Origin of the sequence: Dongia soli (assembly GCF_034044715.1) — a bacterium.
Classification (GTDB): domain Bacteria; phylum Pseudomonadota; class Alphaproteobacteria; order Dongiales; family Dongiaceae; genus Dongia_B; species Dongia_B soli.
The window spans coordinates 1110001-1133952 of the sequence record NZ_JAXCLW010000001.1; the positions used below are offsets into that span (position 1 = coordinate 1110001).

The 23952-nt window shown below is 59.9% G+C and carries 16 protein-coding genes and 1 tRNA gene; 7 read left to right on the forward strand and 10 right to left on the reverse strand.

Annotated features, from left to right (window positions below; translation table 11 throughout):
- Positions 1-306: 306 nt before the first annotated feature.
- The 3 genes from pip to SMD27_RS05040 all read left to right on the forward strand — a co-directional run bounded on the left by pip (position 307) and on the right by SMD27_RS05040 (position 6397).
- On the forward strand, positions 307-1257 hold the full coding sequence (pip, locus tag SMD27_RS05030) for a prolyl aminopeptidase (RefSeq protein WP_320507564.1): 951 nt from the start codon (positions 307-309) through the stop codon (positions 1255-1257).
- Between the two features lie 340 nt (positions 1258-1597).
- Positions 1598-4519 carry a glycosyltransferase gene (locus SMD27_RS05035; RefSeq protein ID WP_320507224.1) on the forward strand — a complete coding sequence of 974 codons (2922 nt, stop codon included), beginning with the start codon at positions 1598-1600 and terminating at the stop codon, positions 4517-4519.
- Between the two features lie 48 nt (positions 4520-4567).
- A complete protein-coding gene (locus SMD27_RS05040) occupies positions 4568-6397 on the forward strand; it encodes a glycoside hydrolase family 17 protein (protein WP_320507225.1) in 1830 nt (609 codons plus the stop codon).
- An 8-nt stretch (positions 6398-6405) separates the two neighbouring features.
- Here SMD27_RS05040 and SMD27_RS05045 read toward each other — a convergent pair whose 3' ends face one another.
- Positions 6406-6813 carry a hypothetical protein gene (locus tag SMD27_RS05045; protein ID WP_320507226.1) on the reverse strand — a complete coding sequence of 136 codons (408 nt, stop codon included), beginning with the start codon at positions 6811-6813 and terminating at the stop codon, positions 6406-6408.
- Positions 6814-7284: 471 nt separating this feature from the next.
- On the opposite strand from SMD27_RS05045, the gene SMD27_RS05050 reads away from it, so the two are divergent.
- Both SMD27_RS05050 and SMD27_RS05055 read left to right on the forward strand, forming a co-directional pair.
- Positions 7285-8643 carry an NAD(P)/FAD-dependent oxidoreductase gene (locus SMD27_RS05050; RefSeq protein ID WP_320507227.1) on the forward strand — a complete coding sequence of 453 codons (1359 nt, stop codon included), beginning with the start codon at positions 7285-7287 and terminating at the stop codon, positions 8641-8643.
- Positions 8644-8721: 78 nt separating this feature from the next.
- Entirely contained in the window at positions 8722-11112 is a 2391-nt protein-coding gene (locus SMD27_RS05055) for a DUF1989 domain-containing protein (protein ID WP_320507228.1), read from the forward strand.
- On the opposite strand, the gene SMD27_RS05060 is transcribed toward SMD27_RS05055, so the two are convergent.
- On the reverse strand, positions 11096-11569 hold the full coding sequence (locus tag SMD27_RS05060; protein WP_320507229.1) for an ester cyclase: 474 nt from the start codon (positions 11567-11569) through the stop codon (positions 11096-11098). The two genes, SMD27_RS05055 and SMD27_RS05060, sit on opposite strands and share 17 nt — an antisense overlap.
- A gap of 167 nt (positions 11570-11736) precedes the next feature.
- Here SMD27_RS05060 and SMD27_RS05065 point away from each other — a divergent pair, with 167 nt between their 5' ends.
- Positions 11737-12663 carry a LysR family transcriptional regulator gene (locus SMD27_RS05065; RefSeq protein ID WP_320507230.1) on the forward strand — a complete coding sequence of 309 codons (927 nt, stop codon included), beginning with the start codon at positions 11737-11739 and terminating at the stop codon, positions 12661-12663.
- Positions 12664-12687: 24 nt separating this feature from the next.
- Here the strand turns inward: SMD27_RS05065 and SMD27_RS05070 are convergent, their stop codons facing one another.
- From SMD27_RS05070 to hpnI, 7 genes are all read right to left on the reverse strand, one after another.
- Positions 12688-13383 carry a FecR family protein gene (locus SMD27_RS05070; RefSeq protein WP_320507231.1) on the reverse strand — a complete coding sequence of 232 codons (696 nt, stop codon included), beginning with the start codon at positions 13381-13383 and terminating at the stop codon, positions 12688-12690.
- Positions 13384-13562: 179 nt separating this feature from the next.
- Entirely contained in the window at positions 13563-14276 is a 714-nt protein-coding gene (locus SMD27_RS05075) for a corrinoid protein (RefSeq protein WP_320507232.1), read from the reverse strand.
- Positions 14277-14494: 218 nt separating this feature from the next.
- Positions 14495-15028: a PAS domain-containing protein gene (locus SMD27_RS05080; protein ID WP_320507233.1), complete on the reverse strand. Its 534-nt coding sequence runs from the start codon at positions 15026-15028 to the stop codon at positions 14495-14497.
- 687 nt (positions 15029-15715) lie between these two features.
- On the reverse strand, positions 15716-16681 hold the full coding sequence (locus SMD27_RS05085; protein ID WP_320507234.1) for a flippase-like domain-containing protein: 966 nt from the start codon (positions 16679-16681) through the stop codon (positions 15716-15718).
- Positions 16678-17535, reverse strand: a complete 858-nt coding sequence (gene hpnK / locus SMD27_RS05090) for a hopanoid biosynthesis-associated protein HpnK (protein WP_320507235.1) — start codon at positions 17533-17535, stop codon at positions 16678-16680. Before hpnK ends, SMD27_RS05085 begins: the two co-directional genes overlap by 4 nt.
- A complete protein-coding gene (hpnJ, locus tag SMD27_RS05095; protein WP_320507236.1) occupies positions 17532-18962 on the reverse strand; it encodes a hopanoid biosynthesis associated radical SAM protein HpnJ in 1431 nt (476 codons plus the stop codon). Before hpnJ ends, hpnK begins: the two co-directional genes overlap by 4 nt.
- A gap of 1 nt (position 18963) precedes the next feature.
- Positions 18964-20136: a bacteriohopanetetrol glucosamine biosynthesis glycosyltransferase HpnI gene (gene hpnI / locus SMD27_RS05100; protein WP_320507237.1), complete on the reverse strand. Its 1173-nt coding sequence runs from the start codon at positions 20134-20136 to the stop codon at positions 18964-18966.
- Between the two features lie 653 nt (positions 20137-20789).
- Between hpnI and hpnN the strand changes: the two genes are divergently transcribed.
- Complete coding sequence (gene hpnN, locus SMD27_RS05105) at positions 20790-23480, forward strand: hopanoid transporter HpnN (protein WP_320507238.1); 2691 nt, start codon at positions 20790-20792, stop codon at positions 23478-23480.
- Positions 23481-23686: 206 nt separating this feature from the next.
- Here hpnN and SMD27_RS05110 read toward each other — a convergent pair.
- Positions 23687-23760, reverse strand: a tRNA-Gly gene (locus tag SMD27_RS05110).
- Between the last annotated feature and the right edge of the window lie 192 nt (positions 23761-23952).

The following is a 23952-nucleotide window of genomic DNA, read 5'->3' on the forward strand; positions in this document are numbered from 1 at the left end:
TCAATGCTCAGCATAACGCTCCAGCCGCAGACCCTATCCGTCATCAACCTATCATTGCCCATCCTGCCGGACCACGGGTTTCCAAGCGGATCCAGGGGGTGATACAGATCAGATATCCGCACTTGCCGCCGCGACAGCTAAGCTTTCACAGCATGATCGTGAGCTGCACTCACATTGGCGTGACGTCGCCAGGCACCATATCCGGTACGCCGCGATGACTTGTGTCATGGCAGGGACCGCATGTAATACTGGCGGCGACGCGGGAAGGTGTCCCGACAGGATGAACCGATGGGAATCGAGCGGCACATGGCGGACAAGGACCTCTATCCGGCAATCGAACCTTATGACAGCGGTTTTCTGAAACTCGATTCCCTGCATGAGATGTATTACGAACAGTCCGGCAATCCCATAGGCGTGCCGGTTGTCTTCCTGCATGGCGGCCCCGGCGCCGGCGCCAATTCGACCCATCGCCGTTTTTTCGATCCCGCGCATTACCGCATCGTGATTTTCGATCAGCGCGGCGCCGGGCGGTCTCGGCCGCTCGGGGATGTCCGTGACAACACCACGCCGCTGCTGATCGAGGATATCGAGAAGCTGCGCCGCCATCTGGGCATCGAGAACTGGTTCGTCTTCGGCGGATCCTGGGGATCGACCCTGGCCCTGGCTTATGCCGAATTCCATCCGGAGCAGGTCCGCGGCTTGGCGCTGCGAGGCATCTTCCTGTGCCGAAAATCGGAAATCGACTGGTTCCTCTATGGGATGAAGGAGCTGGCACCGGAAGCCTGGCGAAAATTCGCCAGCCATATTCCAGCCGCCGAGCGGGACGATCTCCTGACCGCCTATCACAGCCGCCTGATGAATCCGGATCCCGCCATTCATATGCCGGCGGCGCGTGCCTGGAGCATTTACGAGGGCAGCTGTTCGACCCTTTTGCCGAGCCCCGAAACGGTTTCGGCTTTCTCCGCCGATGTTCTGGCTCTGGGGCTGGCCCGGATGGAGGCCCATTATTTCCGCAACAACATTTTCCTGCCGGACAACTACCTCTTGGAAAATGTCGGCCGGATCCGCCATATCCCCGCCTTCATCGTGCAAGGCCGCTATGACCTAGTCTGCCCGATCCGGACCGCCGACGATCTGGTCCAGGCTTGGCCGGAAGCGCGCTATCACATCGTGCCGGATGCCGGCCACTCGGCAATGGAACCGGGCATCCGCAAGCATCTGGTGGCCGGGATGGACCGCTTCCGGGAACGTGGTTGATCATCTTTTGAGGCCGGCCGCGCGTAGCCTTGTGCCGCGCTGGATGCGACGATAAGTCTCGTCGATATCACAGGTTTTTGTTCCGTCAATTCTTGACCGTCACGTTTTGGCCCCTTGAATTCCGGTCGGATTCAGTCGATTTTCCAACAACTCTCCGGATTGCCTATGCCAGAGGGGCGTTTCCGTTTGCGGTGGCCGATCCGCGCGGCGCGAAGAGGCCGGGTCATGACATGTCGGGGGCGGCGTGTGACCGGCGGCTACGTCGCCAGTATGGGGGCCAAGCGGCGGGCGCCGGGCGCAGGCGTGTCTCCCAGGCGGATTCCATCGCCGGGCACCGGGGATGACGAGTGAAAGCTGGGACATGACGCGTTTCTCGAATTGGATCATCGGTCTTGTGGTGGTGCTGATCTTTGCCAGCGCCTGGTATCTGCTCAATCGTCCCGCGAATGAGCAGCCCTGGGAGGGCGACGTCGGCGGCTTGACCTACACGCCCTACCGGATCTCGACCGATGTCAAGAACCGCATCGAGCCGTCGCGCGAGCAGCTGACCGGGGATATCGAGAAGATGGCCGGCATCACCGGCCAGATTCGGACCTATGAGACCACCGGCGCCGCCTATGACGTGCCGGAAATCGCTTCCCGCATGGGGCTGCGGGTGACGACCGGCGCCTGGATCGGCAATGATTTGGTGCGCAACGAGACCGAAGTGAAAAACCTGATCGACCTCGCCCATAATGTCGGCGGCGTCAATCAGCTGTTGGTCGGCAATGAAGTCCTCTATCGCCAGGAACTGAATTTTCCCGGCGATCCGAAGGATGAAGCGGAACGCGCCTCTTTGCGGGTCGACCGTCTGATCACCTATATCAAACGGGTCAAGGATCAGGTCGACGGGATGCCCGTCAGCACGTCCGAAACCTTCGATTACTGGCTGCCCCATCCGACCACCGACAAAGACGGCAAGCCGCTGGCCGGGGATGCGCTGAAGGCAGCGCAGGCGCATAATGCCGATGTCACCAAGCTGGTGAATGCGGTCGATTTCATCGCCGTGCATATCCTGCCCTTCTGGAACGGCGTGAAGGTCGAGAACGCCGTTGACAGCAAGACCGACGGCAATGCGGTGATGCAGGTCTATCACCGGCTCCAGCAGACCTATCCGGACAAGCGCATCGTAGTGACCGAGGTCGGCTGGCCGAGCCAGGGCCTCACGCGTGGCCAGGCGGAAGCCTCGCCGGTCAATCAGGGCACTTTCCTGCGCCGCTTCCTGCTGCAGGCGAAGAAAGAGAATATCGACTACTTCATCATCGAAGCTTTCGACCAGCCCTGGAAAATCCAGACCGGCGGCGGCGTCGAGGCCTATTGGGGCTTGTGGGACGGCAACGGCAATCCGAAGCCGGCTTTGGCGGGTGTCCTGGTCAATAACCAGAACTGGCGGGCTTTGGCGATCGCCACCATCGCCCTGGGCCTGCCTTTCGTGCTCTGGGTCCTGCGCGCCAGCCTCGATCTCAATCGGCGCGGCCGGGTCTTTATCGCCTTGCTGGTGCAGGGCGGCGTCATGACGACGATCGCCATCTATGCGCTGTACAGCACCCGGTATCTGACTTGGGTGGATATCGCCGCCTTGGCGATGGTGGCGCCAGCGACCCTGCTGCTGATCATCATTTTCCTCATCGAAGGCGCCGAAATGGCGCTCAATCTCTGGCTTGGCAAGACCAACCGGCGGCTGGCGCCGCCGCCGATCGAGGGCAATTGGAAGCTGCCCAAGGTCTCGGTGCATGTGCCCTGTTACAACGAACCGCCGGAGATGATGATCGAGACGATTCAGGCGCTGGAGCGGTTGGACTATCCCAATTACGAAGTGCTGATCATCGACAACAACACCAAGGACGAGGCAGTCTGGAAACCGGTCGAGGCCTATATCAAGTCGCTGAACAAGCCGAATTTCCGCTTCTTCCACCTGCCGAACTGGCCGGGCTACAAGGCCGGTGCGCTGAACTTCGCCATCACCGAAACCGATCCGGACGCCCAGATCATCGCCACGATCGACAGCGATTATCAGGTCCGCAGCGATTGGCTGAAGACGCTGGTGCCGCATTTCGCCGATCCGCAGGTGGCGCTGGTCCAGGCGCCGCAGGATTACAGCGACGGCAAGGACGGCCTCTTCAAGCGCATGTGCTTCTGGGAATATGCCGGCTTCTTCTATCTCGGCATGCGGACGCGCGATGAGAAGAACGCCATCATCCAGCACGGCACCATGGCGCTCATTCGTACCTCCGCTTTGAAGGAAGTCGGTGGCTGGGCGGAATGGTGCATCACCGAGGATGCCGAACTCGGCTTGCGTCTGTTCGAGGCCGGCCACCGGGCGATCTATACGGAAAAGAGCTACGGCAAGGGCCTGATGCCCGACAGTTTCGAGGCCTATCGCAAGCAACGCTATCGCTGGGCCTATGGCGCCATGCAGATCCTCAAAGGACATTGGCGCGACCTGATGCCGTTCGGCCGGCCCGGCCGTCTCAACCCGTCCCAGCGCTACCAGTTCCTGGCCGGCTGGATGCCGTGGATCGCCGACGGCCTGCAATTGCTGTTCGTCGCCATGGCGATCCTGTGGAGCATCGGCACGCTGGTGTGGCCGCGCATGATCGAACCGCCGCTGACCTTGTTCCTGGTGGTGACGCTCGGCATGTTCTTCTTCAAGGTCGGGAAATCGATGTGGCTCTATGCCAGTAAGGTGCCTTGCGGCGCGCTGGATAATTTCTATGCCGCCATCGCCGGCCTGGCCCTGTCGCATGCGGTGGCGAAGGCGGTATGGCGCGGCCTCTTCACCTCCAACCTGCCGTTCCACCGCACCCCGAAGATGGAGAATTCGCCGGCCGTGATCCGCGCCTTGGTATCGGCACGGGAGGAGGCGGTGATTTGCCTGGCCCTGCTCGGTTGCGCCATCGCTCTCCTCTGGGAACGCGGCCTCGATGTCAGCACCATCATCGGCCAGTTCACCGGCCCCACTTGGACCCTGAGCTTGAACGGTATCGCAACGGCGCTCAGCCAGACGCTGAAGGGACTTATCTCGATCGACTGGGTGATCCAGCCCGACGCCTGCATGTGGGCGGCGCTCCTGGCGATCCAGGCCTTGCCGTTCTTCTGCTCGGTGGTCATGGCGATGATCAGTGCCTTCCCCAACACCCAGCAGCCGGCGGTGCCGAGTATCGATGCGGGCAAGCTGTTGCCCTCGGCCAATGCCGAAACCGTCACTAAGACGGCCGCATAAGACCGAGCACCTGACCAGCCGAGTTAAGCAACCGATCGGAACGCCCTCATGACGTCACATTCGTCCGGCCTCGCTCCCGCCAGCGTGGCACCTTCCAGTGTGGCTGCCGGCGTGGCACGGGCCGGCACGCCCGATGCCGGCATTCCCCGGGACGGCGCGCCGCATGGCGCACCGCATGGCGGGACGTCCGCCGGCGGCGGGGTGCCATTATTGCTGCTGGCAATTCTGATCGGCTGCCTGGTCGCGGCAGTGGCTAGTTTCGCTGTCTTCCAGCAGTTGGGGATGCCGGTGACCATGGCCGATGCGCCCAACGGCAAGCTGCAATGCCTGTCCTATACACCGTTTCGCGGCAAGCAATCGCCCTTCGACGGCAAACTCGTCATTCCGCCGCAGCAGATTGCCGAGGATCTCAACAAGCTGAAAGCAGTGACTAATTGCGTGCGCACCTATGCCACCGATCAGGGGCTGGACCAGGTACTTCCGGTCGCCCGCGAGCTGGGCATGAAGGTGCTGATGGGAATCTGGATCGGCCGCGATCCGGTGGCCAATGAGAAGCAGCTGCAGCAGGGGATAGAGCTCGGCAAGGCATATCCCGATGCGCTGCGCGGCATCATCGTCGGCAATGAAGTGTTGCTGCGCGGCGAGCAGACGCCGGCTGCGCTGAGCGGCATGCTGAAGCGGGTGAAGGAGGCGACAGGCGTGCCGGTCACCTATGCCGATGTGTGGGAGTTCTGGCAACCGGGCAATGACCGCGTCGGTGATGGCCTCCCGGCGCTGGCGGCAGCGGCGGATTTCATCACCATTCACATCCTGCCCTATTGGGAAGACCAGCCGATCGCCTCGACCGAAGGCGTCGCGCATCTGCAAGCGATCTACGGCATCCTGAAGGCGGCCTATCCAGAAAAGCAGGTGCTGATCGGCGAGACCGGCTTTCCCAGTGCCGGCCGCCAGCGTGCTTCGGCGGTGCCGAGCACTGTCGACGAGGCGCGCTATATCCGCGACTTCATCGCCTATGCCAATTCGATTTCCGTCGACTACAACCTGATCGAAGCCTTCGACCAGCCATGGAAACGCGCCTCCGAAGGCACGGTTGGCGGCTATTGGGGTGTTTTCTCCGGCGATCGGCAGCTTAAATTCCCGCTGACCGGGCCGGTCAGCAATTACAGCAACTGGCGGCACGGCTGGTATATGGCGCTGGGGCTGGGGACCCTGTTGCTGGCGACATCGCTGTTTGCTGGCTCGCGGCGCTTGACCTTGTGGCGCGCCCTATTGCTACCGATCCTGGCTGCAGGTGCTGGCGCTGTTCTCGTTCTTTATGCGCGGCGCATCGGCATCGTCGCTTACGATTGGCATGAGATCGCCGTCGAGGCCTTCCTCTGGCTGCTCAGCGCGGCCACGGCCTGGGCCACCTTGCGGATGCTTGTCAGCGGCCGCTCGGCGATGGCGGCTCCCAGCATCGTGCAGATCACCGACGGCCTGCCGCGCCTTGCGATCGAGCGGCGCGATCCCTTGGCTTGGCTGTCATTGCTGCAATTGGCGGCGATAGTCGGCGCAGCGACAGCGTCGCTTGGCCTTGCCTTCGATGCGCGTTATCGCGATTTCCCGATTCTCGCTTTCGCCATCCCGATGGCTGCCCATCTCATCTTGATGGCGTTGCGGCACGGCCGGGGAACGATCGATGTTTATCGTTCCGACCGGCGGGAAGAAGGCTTGCTCTCGCTCATTTTGGTGACCGCATCGCTTGCCATACCGGTGATCGAAGGGCCGCAGAATTGGCAGGCTCTGATCTGGACGGCGGAGGCGCTGCTCCTGGCATTGCCCTGGATCCGCTATTGGGGCTTCTTCTTCGCCCGGCGGCCGGTTTCGGCGCTGGCTTAAGGTGCGCGCTAGCTCCGCAGCATCCGCAATAGGGCAAAGAGGAAACCGATCGCCGACAGGCCGGTGTCATAAAGCACCATGCCGGCGAGGCCGGTAACCAGCGCCACCGGCAAGGCCCAATTCTGACGGAAGAACAAGGCCAGGATGCCGCTGGCCAAAGCCACCGCACCCCAGACATTGTTGAGGTGCAGCATGATTACCCATTCGCGTGGGCCGCACCACCAGGGTGTCGGTGTCTCGGAACAGGCAAAGCCCATGCTGCGCGGCTCGACCACCAGGTAGCGGAACACCGCCGCCAGGCCGAGAACCAGAATGGTCGCTGCCAGCCAACGCCACATGCGCGGCACCGCCGGTCCCGCCGACGGTCTGGTAGTGGTTGGACGGGGAGCGGAGGTCTTCCGGGGTTTCTCGATCATGACTGCCTTCTAGCGGCGTGGCCATCTCCTGACAAGCGGAAGCCGCGCCGATGTTGTCCTGTTGCGCGTCGGTTTCGGACAATCTCCTGACGCCGATCCACGCCTATCATGCTAAGTCGTCATCCGCCTGCTGGCGGACAGCGCGACCAAAGCCAGACCGCTTGTAACGTGATTCTTTGCGATTGCTTTTTACCGAATCGCGTTTAACTTGGGCGAAACAAAAATTCTTACGATGAAAAATCTGGAGTGTCGGAGCCGCAGGCCACGGGCCTGTGGGGCGGGAGCAGGGCAAAAATAGTACAGGACAATCATATCGCGATGTCAGTGTTGCTGAAGCTCGTGGCCGGGCCGGCGGTGATGCTAGTATCGGGTGAGATGCGCGGAGCAACGTGGTGCCGGACGGGACGCCGGCGCGGTGAGGATGCACCGCGAGAGAGAGAACAAGTCCATCGTCAAGGGTAGGGAAAACACATGAAGAAGCGAGTTGCCGTCATCGGTGCCGGTCCATCTGGAACAGCTGTCTTGCGCGCGTTCCAATCAGCAGCTGCGAAGGGTGCCGAGATTCCCGAAGTGGTCTGCTATGAAAAGCAGGACGATTGGGGCGGCTTGTGGAACTACACCTGGCGCACGGGCCTCGATGAATATGGCGAGCCGGTGCATGGCAGCATGTATCGCTACCTGTGGTCAAACGGCCCAAAGGAATGCCTGGAATTCGCCGATTACACCTTCGAGGAACATTTCGGCCGCCCGATTGCCTCTTACCCGCCGCGCGCCGTACTCTGGGATTATATCAAAGGTCGCGTCGAGAAGGCCGGTGTGCGTAGTTGGGTGCGGTTCCGCACCCCGGTGCGTCAAGTCACCTATGACGAGAAGAGCGGCAAGTTCACCGTCACCGCGCATGATCAGGTGAAGGATCATCTGAGCTCCGAGGAATTCGACCATGTAATCGTCGCCTCCGGCCACTTCTCGGTTCCCAACGTGCCGGAATTCCCTGGCTTCCGGACCTTCAATGGCCGCATCATGCATTCCCACGATTTCCGCGACGCAGTGGAATTCAAGGGCAAGGACATCCTGATCATCGGCCGCAGCTATTCGGCGGAAGATATCGGTTCGCAATGCTACAAATATGGCGCCAAATCCATCACCACCAGCTATCGCAGCAAGCCGATGGGCTTCAAATGGCCGGCGAACTGGGAGGAGAAGCCGCTGTTGCAGCGGGTCGAGAACAAGACGGCCTATTTCAAGGATGGCACGACGAAAGAGATCGACGCCATCATCCTCTGCACCGGCTATCTGCATCATTTGCCGTTCCTGCCGGACGAGCTGCGCCTGAAGACTGAGAACCGGCTGTGGCCGCTCAATCTCTATCGCGGCGTTGTCTGGGAGAACAATCCGAAGCTGCATTACATTGGCATGCAGGACCAGTTCTATACCTTCAATATGTTCGACGCCCAGGCCTGGTATTCACGCGACGTCATCCTCGGCCGCCAGAAGCTGCCGACCTTGGATGAGATGCGCGTCAACAGTGCCGCTTGGCGTGCGCGCGAGGAGAAGCTGGAAGATGCCGAGCAGATGATCTGGTTCCAGGGCGATTACGTGAAGGAACTGATCGATCTCACCGATTATCCCAAATTCGATATCGAGACGGTCAACAAAACCTTCATGGAATGGGAGCATCACAAGGCGGAAAACATCATGGGCTTCCGCAACAACTCCTATCGCTCGATCATGACCGGCAATATGTCGCCGAAGCATCACACGCCCTGGCTTGAGGCAATGGATGACTCGCTGGAGAGTTATCTGAACGAGAGCCGCGTGCCGGGCAAGTGACGAGCGAGGGGCGTCCGCTTTGGGCGGGCGCCCGAGCGCGCCATCAGGGCTGCGGCGGCCGAGCTTGAGGAGATGACGATGATATCAGCGACATCTGCGCCGAAACTGCGCGTCCGCGAGCCGGGACTGCCGCGTTTCGCGCCCGGCGTCGAACATTACCGGGTGTTGGGCGGCGGTGCGGTGATTCTGCATCTCTTTGCCGGCGACCGGGTCGAGGTGATCGACCGGGAAGGCCGGCAGCCGTGCGAGGTGGCGGCCTTCGCCCCCGGTACGGCCGGATCGGGGGCGAAGCCTGATCTGGCAGCGCTCGGCCTGACTGCCAAGCAGGATTCGCCCGGTATCAACCGACTGCTGCGCGGCGAGATTGGAAGTGATGATTGGCTCGCCGGCCCGCAGGTGGCGGCGGGGCTGCGCAAGCGGGGCATTCCGCTTGGAGTCGACAAGGTGGCGCGGCTGCTCGACGGCGATACCAGGCCGGGCGACAAGGTTTCGCTGCGGGCTGAACGCGATGTCGATGTCATCTTCCACGCCGCCGGACCAGGACCCAATGGTGATATGCTGGTCGATGGCGACAATCCACCGACCGATCTTTCGGTCATGGTGCACCGGGCGACCATCGTGCCGGCGGCGTCGGTGCCGCTGCCGCCGGAACTGGGCGATCTCGTCGCCGAATACCGGGTCGATGCGCGGACCGCCCGCTCCTATGAGGTGCGCGAGGGCCAGTACATCCAGATCATTGATGTCCAGGGTCGGGAATGCTCGGATTTTGTCTGTTTCGATGCACGGCAGTTGCAGGACGGACGGGAGCGCGGGTTGGATCTCACCACCACCCGCACCTTGACCGGTCAGCTTTATCCCGGGCCGGGCCTTGCTTCGAAATATTTCGATCTCGACATGCAGCCGCTCTGCGAGGTCATTCGCGACACCGTAGGGCGGCATGACAGTTTCGGCCTCGCTTGTACGCCGCGCTTTTACGAAGATGCGGGCTATCCCGGCCATGTCAGCTGTTCGGAGAACTTCAACAACCAGCTCGACGGCTATGGCCTGGCGCGGCGGCCCGGCTGGCATGCAATCAATCTTTTCTACAATACCGGGGTCAATGCGGCGAATGCGATTTTCCTCGACGATCCCTGGTCCCGGCCAGGCGATTATGTGCTGTTGCGAGCGATGAAGGATCTGGTCTGCGCCTCTTCGGCCTGTCCGGACGATATCGACGCGACCAATGCCTGGAACCCGACCGACATTCATGTCCGGGTCTATGCGGCCCATAACACTTTCTCACGAGCGGTGGCTTATCGGATGAGCGCAGAAGCGGAGCCGCGTTTGACGCGGGAAACGGCATTTCACCAGCGGACCTCGGCCCTGACCCGGCAGTTCACGGAATATCGCGGCTTCTGGCTGCCCAATCGCTTCAACAATGCCGGTCCCCAGGCGGAATACTGGGCGGCGCGCGAAAAGGCGGTGGTGATGGACCTCTCGCCCTTGCGCAAGTTCGAAGTGCTGGGACCTGATGCCGAGGACCTGCTGCAGATCGCCTGTACCCGTAACATCCGCCGCCTTGCCGAGGGACAGGTGGTCTATACGGCGATGTGCTACCCTCATGGCGGCATGGTGGATGACGGTACGGTATTCCGTCTTGGCGCCGAGCGTTTCCGCTGGATCGGCGGTGACGAATTCGGCGGCAAATGGCTGCGCGATCTTGCCGAGGAGCGCGGCCTGAAGCAGGTCTGGGTCAAATCGGCGACCGACCAGCTTCATAATCTCGCCGTCCAGGGGCCGAAGAGCCGCGACATCCTGAAGGAGATCGTCTGGACCCCGCCGGCCCGGCCGCGCGTCGATGAGATCCAGTGGTTCCATTTCACCATCGGCCGGATCGGCGGCTATAACGGCATTCCGGTCCTGGTGTCGCGCACGGGCTATTCCGGCGAGCTCGGCTATGAGGTCTTCTGCCATCCCAAGGACGGTGTTGCGGTCTGGGACGCGATCTGGGCCGAGGGGCAGAAGCACGGCATGTTGCCTTTGGGCCTGGAAGCGCTCGATATGCTGCGCATCGAAGCGGGCCTGGTCTTCGCCAATTACGAATTCAACGACCAGACCGATCCTTATGAAGCCGGTATTGGCTTCACTGTGGCGGCCAAGGGCAACGAGGAATTCGTCGGCCGCGAAGCGATCCTGAAGCGCAAAGAGAATCCGCGCCATGTGCTGGTAGGACTGGAAATCGACGGCGCCGAAGTCTGCGGCCATGGCTCCTGTGTGCATGTCGGGCGGGCGCAGATCGGCGTCGTCACCTCAGGCTGCCGCTCGCCGGTCCTCAACAAGAATATCGCGCTCTGCCGCATCGACCCCGCTTATGCGGCAATCGGCACGGAGGTCGAGATCGGCCGTCTCGATGGGCAGCAAAAGCGCTATCCCGCCCGCGTCGTCCGGTTTCCCTTCTACGATCCCGATAAACTCAAGCCGAGATCATAAGGCCACGATCGCCAGCGGTGCTGCTTGTCATTCCGAGAGCTTGCTCTTTCTTCTCGAGCTCTCGGAAGACTTCATAGGCATTCCGTTCGACCCAATTGTGCCGCAAACGCCCGTCTTCGCTGACTTCCCATACCGCCGTTCCCGTCATCTCGATCGGTGACTGGCAGGGCTTGGTATTGGCAAAGCCGTTATTCTTGCCGGTGATGCGCCAGCGCGAAGCGACCCTGTCGCCCTTTTCATTCTGAAACGTCTCGACCACATGGAAGTCAAAATCACTGATTTTGGAGAGAAACACCTTCGCCCATTTCTTGAATGCCGATGGCGACACGATATCGACGCCACCTGATGTCAGAACGAAATCCTCAGTGACATAGCGGTCAATCGCTTCCGGATTGCGCGCCTGCCAGACATCCCGCCAAAAATTCTCGACGATTTTCACCGCATTTCTTCTCGGCATGTCCCGCTCCTTTCCGATCCTGTGGTGAGACACCGGCTCCCGACCTGATGCTCGAATTGCCGAATGTCAGCCTATTGAAAAGATAGGTGCGTAAATGGCGCCAAATTCGGCGAACACTTCCGACAATTCGGCTACAATCGCCGGAGGATATCAGGCACGGTGATGTCATGGGCTACGATCCCCTGTCCCATCTTCAGGGAATTTCCGGCTTCGTGCATGCGGTGGAAACAGGCAGCTTCACCGCAGCCGCCTTACGTATGGGTTTATCCAAATCCGCTGTGGGAAAAAGCGTGGCGCGGCTCGAAGAGCGCCTCGGGGTGAAATTGCTGATCCGTACCACCCGCCAGCTCAGCCTGACGGAAGAGGGCCAGGTCTATTACGCCAGTTGCCTCAAAGTGCTGGACGAGCTGAGCACCGCCGAGACGCTGCTCAGCTCGCGGCATCGCGAAGTGTCGGGGCGTCTGCGGATCAACTTGCCGCTGTCCTTCGGCCGCATATGGGTCATGCCGGTGCTGCACGATGTCGCCCGGCGGCATCCAAAGCTCATGCTGGACGTGACCTTCACGGATCGGCTTGTGGATCTGGTCGATGAAGGGATCGATCTGGTTGTCCGGGTCGGCGATCCGGGCGAATCCGTCAGCCTGATCGGCAGAAGAATTGGTACGCAGCGATGGATGCTCTGCGCGTCGCCGGCCTATATCGCCGCGAACGGATTACCGGCAACGATGGATGATCTCGAGCGACATCAATGCATCGTCTTCGTGCGCGACGGCCGCCCCACGCCCTGGCTGATACCCAGCGATGACGGCGATATCGTCGAAGCGCGGGTGAAGCCGCGCCACATCATCCGTCACGGCGAGGCGCTGCGCGAGGCCGTGTTGTCGGGACTGGGTATCGGTTATATGTCGACTTGGCTGATCGCCGAAGATCTGCGGCAGAAGCGGTTGCAGCCGATCCTGATGACGGCCCCGGTCAATGCCGCCTCAATTCACGCCTTCTGGCACGGCTCACGCGCCCCGGCGCCGAAGATCCGCGTCGTCGTCGATGCTTTGGCGCGGGCTTTCCAGCCCGTTTCTCCCTGGGACCAGTTTTGAAACCGCAAACTGTGCGAGCTAGCGCTAATCTCCGACCATGGCGCGTGCACGCTTGATCTTTGCATCGCCCCATATTTTCGGCCGTGTCGGCGGAACATTACTTGCCGTCAGCGATGTGCCGTATCCGGACGTCAGGATGACCGCCCCGGCATCGTTGCGCACCTCCACCTCACCGCTGAAAACGAAGATGTCATATGATTTCTCGAACCTGCCGCCGAAGACGTCGGTGCCCCGCAGGCTGAGAATGGCAAAAGGCGTATGGATCTTCGGCGATTCGGCCGGCTTTTCCGCCTTGCCGCTGTTGAAGCGGAAGGCGCCGCCGAGAATGCGGAGAAAACCGGAAACGGGATTGCTGGCCAGCGAATCGTCCAACCGGACTTCGGCATTCTCGCCCAGGCTCAAACTGCTGCCATCGAACATTGCCACCAGCAATTGTCCGCCATCCCGGGTCCACAGCAGGTCGCTTTGGAAGACCTTATCGTCAGGATGCAAAAGGCGCGTTTCCTTCTCGAAGCTGGCCCCGGCGAGTTGGCGCATTTGCTTGACGCTACCAAGTGCGGTGCGGTCGGTCGCAGCATCGGCCGTTCCGGCGGTAAAAGCGAAACTCATGCTCAGGCTCGTCGTCAGGGCGGCGGTACCGATCAGGCCGCGAGCAAAGCCGCGGCGTGTCATCAGTAAGGCGCGGTCGGACGAAAAACGGTCCGCGAAAGGTAGAATCATAACAATTAAGCTCCTATCGATCGCCGGATTCGTGTCCTCCGGCGGATGATATCGGCCCCCGGCGCACTATGCGTTTCGATGTCTAGGGCGGCAATAGGAACGAAAAACCCGCCGTCTGAAAGACGGCGGGTTGTGATCGTGGTCACCGGGTGCGGCCGCCCCCAAGACGTTCCAAAGTGTTACTGAGAGAGGGCCGAGCCCTGGCGCTTCGACATGAACTGCTTAGCGGTTTCCACCGCCACGGCGGCGTCGCGGCAATAAGCATCGGCACCGACCGACTGCGAGAACGCTTCGTTCAGCGGCGCGCCGCCAACCAGGACGACATAGTCGTTGCGGATGCCCTTCTCCACCATGGCGTCGATCACGACCTTCATATAGGGCATCGTCGTGGTGAGCAGAGCCGACATGCCGAGGATGTCCGGATTGTGCTGTTCAATGGCTTCCAGGTACTTCTCGACCGGATTGTTGATGCCAAGATCGACGACATCGAAACCGGCGCCTTCCATCATCATCGAGACGAGGTTCTTGCCGATGTCATGGATGTCACCCTTGACCGTGCCGATCACCATCTTGCCGACCTTCGGTGCGCCGGTTTCGGCCAGCAGCGGGCGCAGAATGAACATGCCGGCTTTCATGGCGTTGGCGGCTAGCAGGACTTCCGGAACGAACAGTATGCCGTCACGAAAATCGATACCGACGATCCGCATGCCTTCGACTAGGGCCTTGGTCAGCACGTCATAGGGGGTCCACTTGCGCTCCAAAAGGATGTGGACGGCTTCCTCAATCTCTTCCTTCAGGCCGTCGTAGAGATCGTCGTGCATCTGCTGCACGAGATCGTCGTCATTTAGGCTGCGGAGATCCAAATCGCCATCATCGGCCATGTTGTCACCCATCAAATTGCATCAAGCACGAGCGTCTGCTAATCGCCGGCTAACCTGCCCGGAAGCGGGCGAAATCGCAACAGGTGTAACGGTTCCGCAGGGTCGTCAGCCGCGCTGTTGCGACATTTTCTAGGTCAGTTGCGACTATGGTCGCCGGCCATCGCGGCCCGGCCGGTTTTCTGGCCGGCGGCCTCAGGTCGCGATAAAACGCTTGGCTTGGGCGAAAGCGGCTAACTGGCGACGCGACCGTTTTGCCGTGGCTTCAGCACGATCGGCTGGGTCGGCACCATCAGCAGCTCGTCCGTCGGCTCGAGAACGATGTCCTCGATTGCGATGACGTGGCTGATCTCGCCATTTTCATCCGAGAGAGGGTAAAGACCGGCCACATAAGGCCGCGATTGACCATTGCTTAGCGCGGTGCCGCAGACTCCGAAGACGGGGCGGCGCTCATCGATGATCCGGCCGTAAACGGCCGGCCAGTGGGTGCCGACTTCGGCGGACATGTCCAGCTCGTCAAGATAATAACCCGTGTAGTCGAACCCCGCCGAGGCGACGCATTGCGTGCCGACCACGGTGTAGAGGATACGCAGCGGCGCATACTCGATCCGGGTCAAGATGATGCGTGGCAGGATCTGTTTAAGCGCGATGGGATCAATATCGGCCCGGCGCGGCATATCGCGGCCGGCGCATTGCTGCCGCCAATAGGCATCCAGCCCGCTCAGGACTGCGGAATTCAGATTGGCGACCGATGGCGCTTCTTGCAAATCGCATCCTCAGTTTAATCGGCGTCCCCGACCGCTTCCGCGGTGCTTGGCGCGTGGATTGAACCCTGAAGGGCAAACGGATGATGCGCTGCCGGCCGCAGGCTGGCAATTGCAAAGATATGCACAATCGATCCACATTCCTCCCCATATTTATCCACAGAGACGGTGGCGGAATCCCGTTGTTTTTGCGGCTTTCCAGAGATTTATGCACAGGGCTTTAAGGGGGCGTTAACGACGTTATTGCCGGGCGTGCCGGGCAGTCCACCGCCGATCTCGGCGTTACTAATAACGCAGCGGGCAGTAAGTCGTTCCTGGCGACATCAATTTGTCATTGCTATCAGATGGCGCCCAATATGGTTAATGGGGGCGTCTTCAGGCCTTGACCACGCGCTCATGGGCTGGTCGCTTGCGGGGGTCTGGCCGGGGATCAGCCATGGCTATGGCCCGAATGATCTCGATCCCCGCGATCAACGGCCGGCAATGGCTGGGGATTGGCGGTCGGCTGGCTGAAGCAGAAGACCACGAAGGGCGGGACGGCGCATCGCTGGCTCTTCATTCAGGACCGCCGCAGTGTGCCGTCTGCTCAACGCGCTTTCGCCGCCATCTAGGCGAAAAGGTTCGCGCGCTATGCAATCGTATCAGGTTGAGATTAGGTCGCCTCGACAACGGGAATGAGCAAAGTCCAGGTCATTGCGCCTGTCGCAATTTCTCGGTTTCCGCTATCTGCCAGCTGACCAATCCGGGCATGAAGACCACACAATCCCGCAGGCGCCGGGCCGCCGCCAGGGCGAGAGCTGGTGCCGGCCCCAGGCCAAGGGTCGCTCCAATCAGCATAAAGGCTGCTTCTTGCACACCGAGAGCACCCGGCACCAGGAAGGCGGCACTGCTGACGGCTTGAATGACAGCTTCGATGATGATTGCGTCGATCACACCGACGGGATGGCCAAGAAACCAGAGAGCCAGCCAGATTTCGGCTGCGCCAGCGATCCAACCGGCGAATTGCAAGAACAGACAGCTGATGATGGCACGGCGCCTGCCATACATCGCCTGCACGGCACGATCAATCCGCGCTGAATGGCCGATAGCTTCCTCGAAACGACCGGCCGCCAGCCGATTGAGCACCCGCATCACCCTTTCGAACAAGCCACCGTGCTGCACGGCGACGAAGATGATTGCCAGAAGCGCCAAGACGGCCAGTGCCAGGGTAATCTGCATGGCCAGGGATCCAGCGCCCTGAGCCTGAAGAAAGGCGACACCAAGCAATGCAAAGGCCAGCTGGCTCAGGACCGACAGGGCCATGTCAACCGTGAGACTTGCCACGGCAGGCGAGCGACGCACGCCGATGCGGCGCAAGAGCCGATACGAGACGACCTCTCCACCGATCCGCGCGACAGGGAGCAAGCCGTTCACGGCTTCGCGCACCCAGACGATCCGCAGCATGGATGCAAGCCCCGGCCGCCTGGCGCCGGGAAGAATCACCCGCCAGGCATGAGCATTCAACGCCATTGGAAAAACGTGAATGAGACTGGCAAGTAGCAAGCCGGGGCCGGCTTGCCGCAACAAAGCAACAATGTTGCTGAAGTCGTCACGGGCGAAGAGCCAGATTGCCAAGATCAACCCAGCAAATGCCGTGATCTTGCCGAGATGTTTCATGGCCGCCTTGCCGCCATCTGAAAATCGGCAAAGGCGCCAAGCTTCACGCCCGCATGACGTACAGCCTCCATCACCGATGGGGCCGTCAGTGCGGCAAATTCCTCGGCATAACGATAGCCTGACGCCGCGCCATCAAAGCCACCTGACGTCGCCGGATGTAGATAAATTTCGCTCAGCCCGGCAGGTAGATGTCGCAAAATGCCGGCGAGACGCGGCTCGGTCATGGCGCCCGACCAAGCCAGGCCGAAGACCTGGTTTGGCACCAGCAAACCGGCCCGGCCGTATGTTGCGCGCATCAGCTTCATCCAGGGCATGAGGAGGAGGGCCGTCGGTAATACTGCCGTAGGCTCCGCCTGCCTGAGAATGGTGCGCGGTTCCCACGGAATGCGGGCAGCGGTCATACCAAAACGACAGCCGATCCCGACGATAAGGCTGGATATCGTCGGGTGTAGGTGAAAATGCTTGTGTGCGTTGACGTGGTCCAGCGTCAGGCCGCTCGCACGGAACGCTTCAAATTGCGCGGCTATCTCCGCCGCCAATTGCCGGCGTACTGTCGGACGAAAGAACATGTTGGCGCCAGCCTGCGCCATGTTCGCGCGGAACGAGCCGTCTTTATCGACCAAATCAGGAATGACGGCCGCCGGCAAAACCGGACGCCCTTCCACCAGCACCAAATGCAACCCGACTTTCAGCGAGGGCAAACGGCGCGCCCGGGCGATCGCATCCGCCGCAGCCGGTCCGGTAACCATCAGGCTCGCCGCCGTCAGGATACCGTCGCGATGTGCAACTTCGACCGCGTCATTTACTTCAGGCGCCGCACCGAAATCATCCGCAGTGACGATCAGTTCCTTCAAAGAGCGGAGGCTCGCCGCTCGCGCAAGAACTGGAAGAACTCCACCCCCTCGCGCAGGCGTCGCTTCATCATTTCCGGGCTGCGAACCATCTCGCCGACGATGGACGCGATTTTTCCCGACCGGAAGTAAAAGCGTTTGTAGAAGACCTCCACCGAATTGAAGATTTCAGCGTGACTCAAATGGGGATAATGCAACGGCGCCAGCTGCACCCCGTGCTCATCGACCAATTCCGCATTCGCCTCGTCAAGCCAGCCATTCTCGATCGCCTGATTAAACAAGAATGTGCCGGGATATGGCGCCGCCAGGGAAACCTGGATCGTATGCGGGTTGATCCTGGTGGCGAAATGGATGGTCTCCTCGATCGTCTCCTTGGTTTCCCCCGGTAGTCCCAGAATGAAGGTGCCGTGAATTGCAATGCCGAGTTCGTGGCAATCCTTCGTGAATTTCTCGGCGACCTCGATGCGCATTCCCTTCTTGATGTTGTGCAGAATCTGCTGATTGCCGGATTCATAACCGACCAGCAGCAACCGCAGGCCATTGTCCCGCAGAACTTTGAGGGTTTCGCGCGGGACATTGGCTTTCGCGTTGCAGGACCACGTCACGCCCAATTTGCCCAAACCCTTCGCGATTTCCTCGGCCCGCGGCAGGTTGTCGGTAAACGTGTCGTCGTCGAAGAAGAACTCCTTGACTTGCGGGAAGGCTTTCTGCGCCCAGGCGATTTCTTCCAGAACATGGCCCACGCTACGCGTACGGTAGCGGTGCCCGCCAACAGTTTGCGGCCATAAACAGAAGGTGCAACGCGACTTGCAGCCGCGCCCTGTATAGATCGAGATATAAGGATGTTTCAGATAGCCGATGAAGTAATTCTCGATCTTCAGGTCGCGCTTATAAACCGGCGCCACGAAAGGCAGCGCGTCCATATTTTCAAGGATCGCGCGCTCGTCGTTGTGAACGATTACGCCCTCAGCATTACGGTATGACATACCCGCAATTGACGACCAAGGACGGTCTTCCGAGATTTCCTTGATGGTGAAATCGAACTCGCTGCGGGCAGCGAAGTCGAGCGCCGGTGCCTCCCGCAGGCTGCCTTCAGCATTCACTGCAACTTTTGCGCCGACAAAGCCAGCCTTTAGATTGGGGTTCACGGCCTTCATTGCTTCGACGGTCTTTACGTCAGACGCAAAGGAGGGCGTCGATGTATGTAAGACGACGAGATCGTAGTCTTTGGCCGCCGCTGTAACATCATTGAGACCGAGCCGATGTGCCGGTGCGTCAATCAACCTGCTGTCGGGCACCAGGGCAGCAGGCTGCGCCAGCCACGTCGGATACCAGAAAGAGCGAATTTCGCGGCGCGCCTGATAGCGCGATCCTGCCCCACCGTCAAAACCATCAAATGAAGGGGCTTGAAGAAAGAGGGTTTTTAACATTTCAGTGTTCCTCAACGGGCAATAACATTCCGTCTGCGCGGACGTGAAAACGCCTGCCGCGCCAGGTAACAGAACCGACGAAAAACGATGCACAGAACACGGCGAAAGAGAGCATATCCCGGACTGGCATCAGCCACCAGCCTGCCGTCTTTCCGCCCAGAGCCTCATCGACCAGTCGACCAAGGATCAACCGACATCCCAATACCGCTGCAACAGCCCCTGCGGTGGGCACTGATAATCCCATCGCCGCTGCTCCCAAGAGAGCGAATGGAAATGGATGCGTGATGATCGTTCCGGCAAATCCCCTGCCAGCAATTGCCCGAATTGTGCGCGCCCAACGCATCTCATGTATTAGTAGTTCCCGCAGGCTCTGCTCGGAACAAAGGTGCGTCACTGCCATTGGCGGAATTGACACTTTATATCCCCGATGCCGCACCGCCTCCCCAATTGCGTTGTCGTCGGCCAGATGATCTGCAAAGGCTTCAAAGCCACCGATTTCTTGCAAAACGGCACGGCGCAGCACCATTGTTGAGCCGAAGCAGGGGCGCGCCAATCCAATACTCAGACCCAAGACAACACTCGGCATGAAACTGTATTCGATCGCCATGGCCGACAGGCGCGGCCACAATCCTGTGGTTGGCCGTCCGCGGTAAAGGCAGGTCACGAGCCCAATCTCCGGCTTGACCAGCTCGGCCACGATTTGCCGCAGATAAGCCCGATCAATTCCGATATCGCTGTCCGCAAGAACGAGTAGATCATGGCGAACTTCGCGCATCAAATTGATGAGATTTGATACCTTCCGATTGGCGCCATGCTCCCGCACATCAACGACAAGACAAATGTCGATATGCGGAAAGGCCCGGCGCAAATTTTCCACATGCTGGATGGCCGGATCGTAGGGATCTTGAACGCCAAAGACAATTTGGAATGGTCCCGGATAGTCCAGTAGGCACAACGCTTCGAGATTCTTCGCGAGCCCGAATTCATCGCCATGGAGCGGCTTCAATATGCTGACGGGTGGAAATTCCTGCGGATCGGCGATTTCGTGGCGAAAAAACCGTCTCACCAGGATAGCTGCGGCGAGTGTGTAAATGCTGCCCACGCCCGCGATGATGAAGCAAGCCCAGCCCACATTCGTTATGATCATTGCGACCAGGTCACTGTCAATTTGCACTTGCGAGCTCGCTTGCCTCCCTGGCCCCGGTGCTGAGGCCACGGAGGAACTAGAATATAATCACCCACGACCTTTCTAGAACATTGCGTCGCGGCATCATCCACGTCAATTCACGTCCGCCAGCTTCTCACGGAGGCAACACTGAAATGATTGCGGAGGCTCTCCGCATCACGTGCATTAGAAATCCTGCAGATAATCCTACGAGCCGCGCAGATTGCATCAGTGGAGCTGGATCAGCTTATGACGACCTGCAAGGATACTGGCAGAGAGTCGCGCTATGGTCGTTGCAATTGCAGAAGGAATAATCATTCAATTCGAGAGAGGATCGTTCCGAACGCCGCGGAGTTGGAAGACTGCCATGAGGCCGATGGGTTGAATCGGTTTATCTGCTGGATTGGCATGCGGGATCAGCGCAAAATCCATGTGACGCAAAAAGATTTGGCGCTAAGAAAACCTCGGCACGCTCGGCATTCAATTAGTTTAGTTTGTGAGCGTCCCGATGCAGAAGCAAGATGTTCGATAAGCATCAAGCCTCCCGCAACATCATTGTTGTTAGCCATTTACAGCTATCGGTCGCATAACTCGCGGGGAAATATCGATCTCCTCAATCAGGTTGACGAATAAGATCGCGGTCACGCGTTAAGGGGACAATAGTGGAGAAAAAGAGTGATTTCGGCGGCGCAGCAGGATCGCCACGCGGCGATCGCTTGATCGCTGCGGTGATCGAGTTCTGCACGACGCGCGCTTGGATAGTGGTTCTGGTGGCCGGATTGTTGACGGCGGGCGCCTTTAATTACGTAGCCACGCATTTTTCAATCGATACGGATAGCGCCAAGCTTATCTCGGACAAGCTGCCGTGGCGGCAACGCGATGCCGCCTTCGATCGCGCCTTTCCGCAAGGCCAGGACCAGATCGTTGTCGTTGTCGATGGGACGACTCCTGAATTGGCCGAAAGTGCAACAGCAGCGCTGACGGCGCGCCTATTGGCAAAGGACAAGCTGTTCAAAACCGTCCGCCGCCCGGACGGCGGGTCATTCTTCAATCGGAACGGCCTGCTGTTCCTGTCAAAGGAGGAGGTGACCAGAACAACCGGTCAACTCGTGGCCGCACAACCGCTGCTTGGCTCACTTGCGGCAGACCCTAGCTTACGCGGTCTCATGAAGTCGCTTTCCCTTGCTCTTCTTGGGGTCGAAGAAGGCGAGGCAAAACTTGACGACTTGGCCCCGCCACTGATTGCCCTCTCCAATACCCTGGAGGGCGTTCTTGCCGGAACACCGAGACCGCTTTCGTGGCGCCAATTGATCACGAACCAGTCGCCCGATCCACGCGAATTAAGACGCTTCATTCTCGTTCAGCCTGTCTTGGATTACACCGCCCTGGCTCCGGGTGGCGAGGCCAGCGATGCAATCCGACGAGCGGCAAGCGAGCTGAAGCTCGACCCGCCGCACGGAGTGACCATTCGTCTGACCGGCTCCGTTCCATTAGCCGATGAAGAATTCTCGACCTTGGCAGATGGCGCTGCGGTTACCGGCAGCGTGACCCTTGCTGCTGTCATTATCCTGTTATGGTTCGGCTTGCGTTCGATCCGGATGATCGTGTCGATTATGTTAACCTTGATGGTCGGGCTGCTTTTGACGGCAGCCTTCGGGCTCGCCGTCATCGGCCCCTTCAATTTGATCTCCGTCGCTTTCGCCGTCCTATTCGTTGGCCTGGGTGTCGATTTCGGCATCCAATACTGTGTGCGCTATCGCGAAGAGCGGCGACGGAACGACCACTTGCCGGCCGCTTTGAAGGCGGCAGGAACCGGCGTCGGAAGGCAATTGGCTCTCGCCGCGGTATCAATCGCTGCGGGCTTTTTCGCCTTCTTGCCTACGAATTATCGCGGCGTCTCCGATCTGGGCTTGATCGCCGGAACGGGCATGATCATCGCCTTTGCTCTGAACGTCACCTTATTACCCGCGCTTTTGCGTCTGACCCGGCCATCAGCCGAGCGTTCCGAGGTTGGCTATCGCTTCTTAAAACCTGCCGATCGCCTGCTGCTGACGCAGCGCCGGTTGGTGCTTGTTTTCTTCGGATTGCTTGGTCTCACAGCGCTTGGGCTCCTCCCCTGGCTCCGTTTCGATTTCAATCCAATCAACCTCAAAAGTCCGAAGGTCGAATCGGTTGCGACATTGCTGGATCTCATGCGCGATCCAAACACCACCCCCAACACGATCGATGTTCTTGCCCCTTCGCTCAAAGCGGCGGCAGCCATGGGGGCGCGATTGTCACAATTGCCCGAAGTTGCGCAGGCAGTCACGCTGGAAAGCTTCGTTCCGGAAGAACAGGCGGCTAAACTAGCGTCAATCAGCGACACGGCCATGCTGCTTGGCTTCACCCTTACTCCTGCGGACATACGTCCGCCGCCGAGCGATCCCGAAAACATCGACGCGATGGCCGAAACGGCGAAGGCCTTGCGTCGGGCTGCTAGCGGCTCTGACTCACGTCGGCCGGCGGCAAAATCATCGAGCCTCGCCCGGCACGTTGCCGATCAACTGGATCAAGTGGCGACGGGTACACCTGGGCTGCGGATCCATGCTTCGGACGCGTTGGTTCCCGGGCTCAACGTCCTGCTCAATCAACTTCGCCAGGCACTTGAAGCCGAACCGGTGACATTGTCATCCCTTCCCAGAGATTTGGTCGCTGATTGGGTAGCATCCGATGGTCGAGCCAGGGTGCAGGTGTTTCCGAAGGGCGATAGCAATGACAACGATACGCTACGGCGGTTTACGGCCGCGGTCCGCGCGGTTGCTCCAGAGGCGACAGGAACGCCCATTTCCATTCAGGAATCCAGCAGGACGATTGTCAACGCCTTTCGGCAGGCCGCCTTATGGGCCACCTTGTCCATCACCATCCTGCTCGTCTTCGTCCTGCGCAACATCGTCGATGTTCTGCTGACCCTGGCACCGTTGTTCCTTGCGGGTCTTTTGACGCTCGGGACCTGTGTCGTCATCGGCCAGCCGATCAATTTTGCGAACATCATCGCCTTGCCGCTGCTGTTCGGGATTGGCGTTGCCTTCAACATCTACTTCGTCATGGCTTGGCGCGCAGGCGCGCGCAATATGCTGCAGTCCAGTCTGGCAAGGGCCATTCTGTTTAGCGCCCTGACAACATCAACTGCTTTCGGTAGCCTCTGGCTGTCACATCACCCCGGTACCGCAAGCATGGGCAAGGTGCTGGTCATTTCGCTGATCTGGACGCTGGTGACGGCGTTGATCTTTCTTCCGGCCTTGCTAGGTGCTCCCAAGAAGGCGACGCGCCCCATCGGCAAGACGTCCGTCCAGCCAAGAGGCGCTGAGGCTTAAACTGCAACATTGGATAAAGCGAGTGCGAAGGAAGCCGATTAGTCGACGCCGCGGTGCAACTGTGGCTCGCCTTGTCGTCGGCAGCGTTTTCCGGCTCGAGAGAGGCAGGAACGCTGTCAGCAGTGGGTCGGCGGCAAGGACACCAACGCCAATAGCCGCGACATCTCAAGAATCGCTTAAAATGCGCGGAAAACTGGGCTTTTCGTTGGAGCGGGTGAAGGGAATCGAACCCTCGTCGTAAGCTTGGGAAGCTTCTGCTCTACCATTGAGCTACACCCGCCTAGCCGAACCCCAGTCTTCCTGGCGGAATCCAGGCCGGCTTCTTGCGCGCTCTTTATAAGAGATCGTCTTTACCGGTTCAAGGTGGGCGTAATGAGGCCTCGGAATGGGTGGCGGCTTGAAAAGAACCGATCACATGTTCGCGATAAGCCGACCCACCATTCTGAACTGCTGAGCTGTCCGGCGGCTTGCT

Excerpts from the sequence above, each read along its gene's own strand:
- pip (WP_320507564.1), top strand. The coding sequence starts at position 307 with ATGGCGGACAAGGACCTCTATCCGGCAATCGAACCTTATGACAGCGGT.
- SMD27_RS05035 (WP_320507224.1), top strand. The coding sequence starts at position 1,598 with ATGACGAGTGAAAGCTGGGACATGACGCGTTTCTCGAATTGGATCATC.
- SMD27_RS05040 (WP_320507225.1), top strand. The coding sequence starts at position 4,568 with ATGACGTCACATTCGTCCGGCCTCGCTCCCGCCAGCGTGGCACCTTCC.
- SMD27_RS05045 (WP_320507226.1), bottom strand. The coding sequence starts at position 6,813 with ATGATCGAGAAACCCCGGAAGACCTCCGCTCCCCGTCCAACCACTACC.
- SMD27_RS05050 (WP_320507227.1), top strand. The coding sequence starts at position 7,285 with ATGAAGAAGCGAGTTGCCGTCATCGGTGCCGGTCCATCTGGAACAGCT.
- SMD27_RS05055 (WP_320507228.1), top strand. The coding sequence starts at position 8,722 with ATGATATCAGCGACATCTGCGCCGAAACTGCGCGTCCGCGAGCCGGGA.
- SMD27_RS05060 (WP_320507229.1), bottom strand. The coding sequence starts at position 11,569 with ATGCCGAGAAGAAATGCGGTGAAAATCGTCGAGAATTTTTGGCGGGAT.
- SMD27_RS05065 (WP_320507230.1), top strand. The coding sequence starts at position 11,737 with ATGGGCTACGATCCCCTGTCCCATCTTCAGGGAATTTCCGGCTTCGTG.
- SMD27_RS05070 (WP_320507231.1), bottom strand. The coding sequence starts at position 13,383 with ATGATTCTACCTTTCGCGGACCGTTTTTCGTCCGACCGCGCCTTACTG.
- SMD27_RS05075 (WP_320507232.1), bottom strand. The coding sequence starts at position 14,276 with ATGGGTGACAACATGGCCGATGATGGCGATTTGGATCTCCGCAGCCTA.
- SMD27_RS05085 (WP_320507234.1), bottom strand. The coding sequence starts at position 16,681 with ATGAAACATCTCGGCAAGATCACGGCATTTGCTGGGTTGATCTTGGCA.
- hpnJ (WP_320507236.1), bottom strand. The coding sequence starts at position 18,962 with ATGTTAAAAACCCTCTTTCTTCAAGCCCCTTCATTTGATGGTTTTGAC.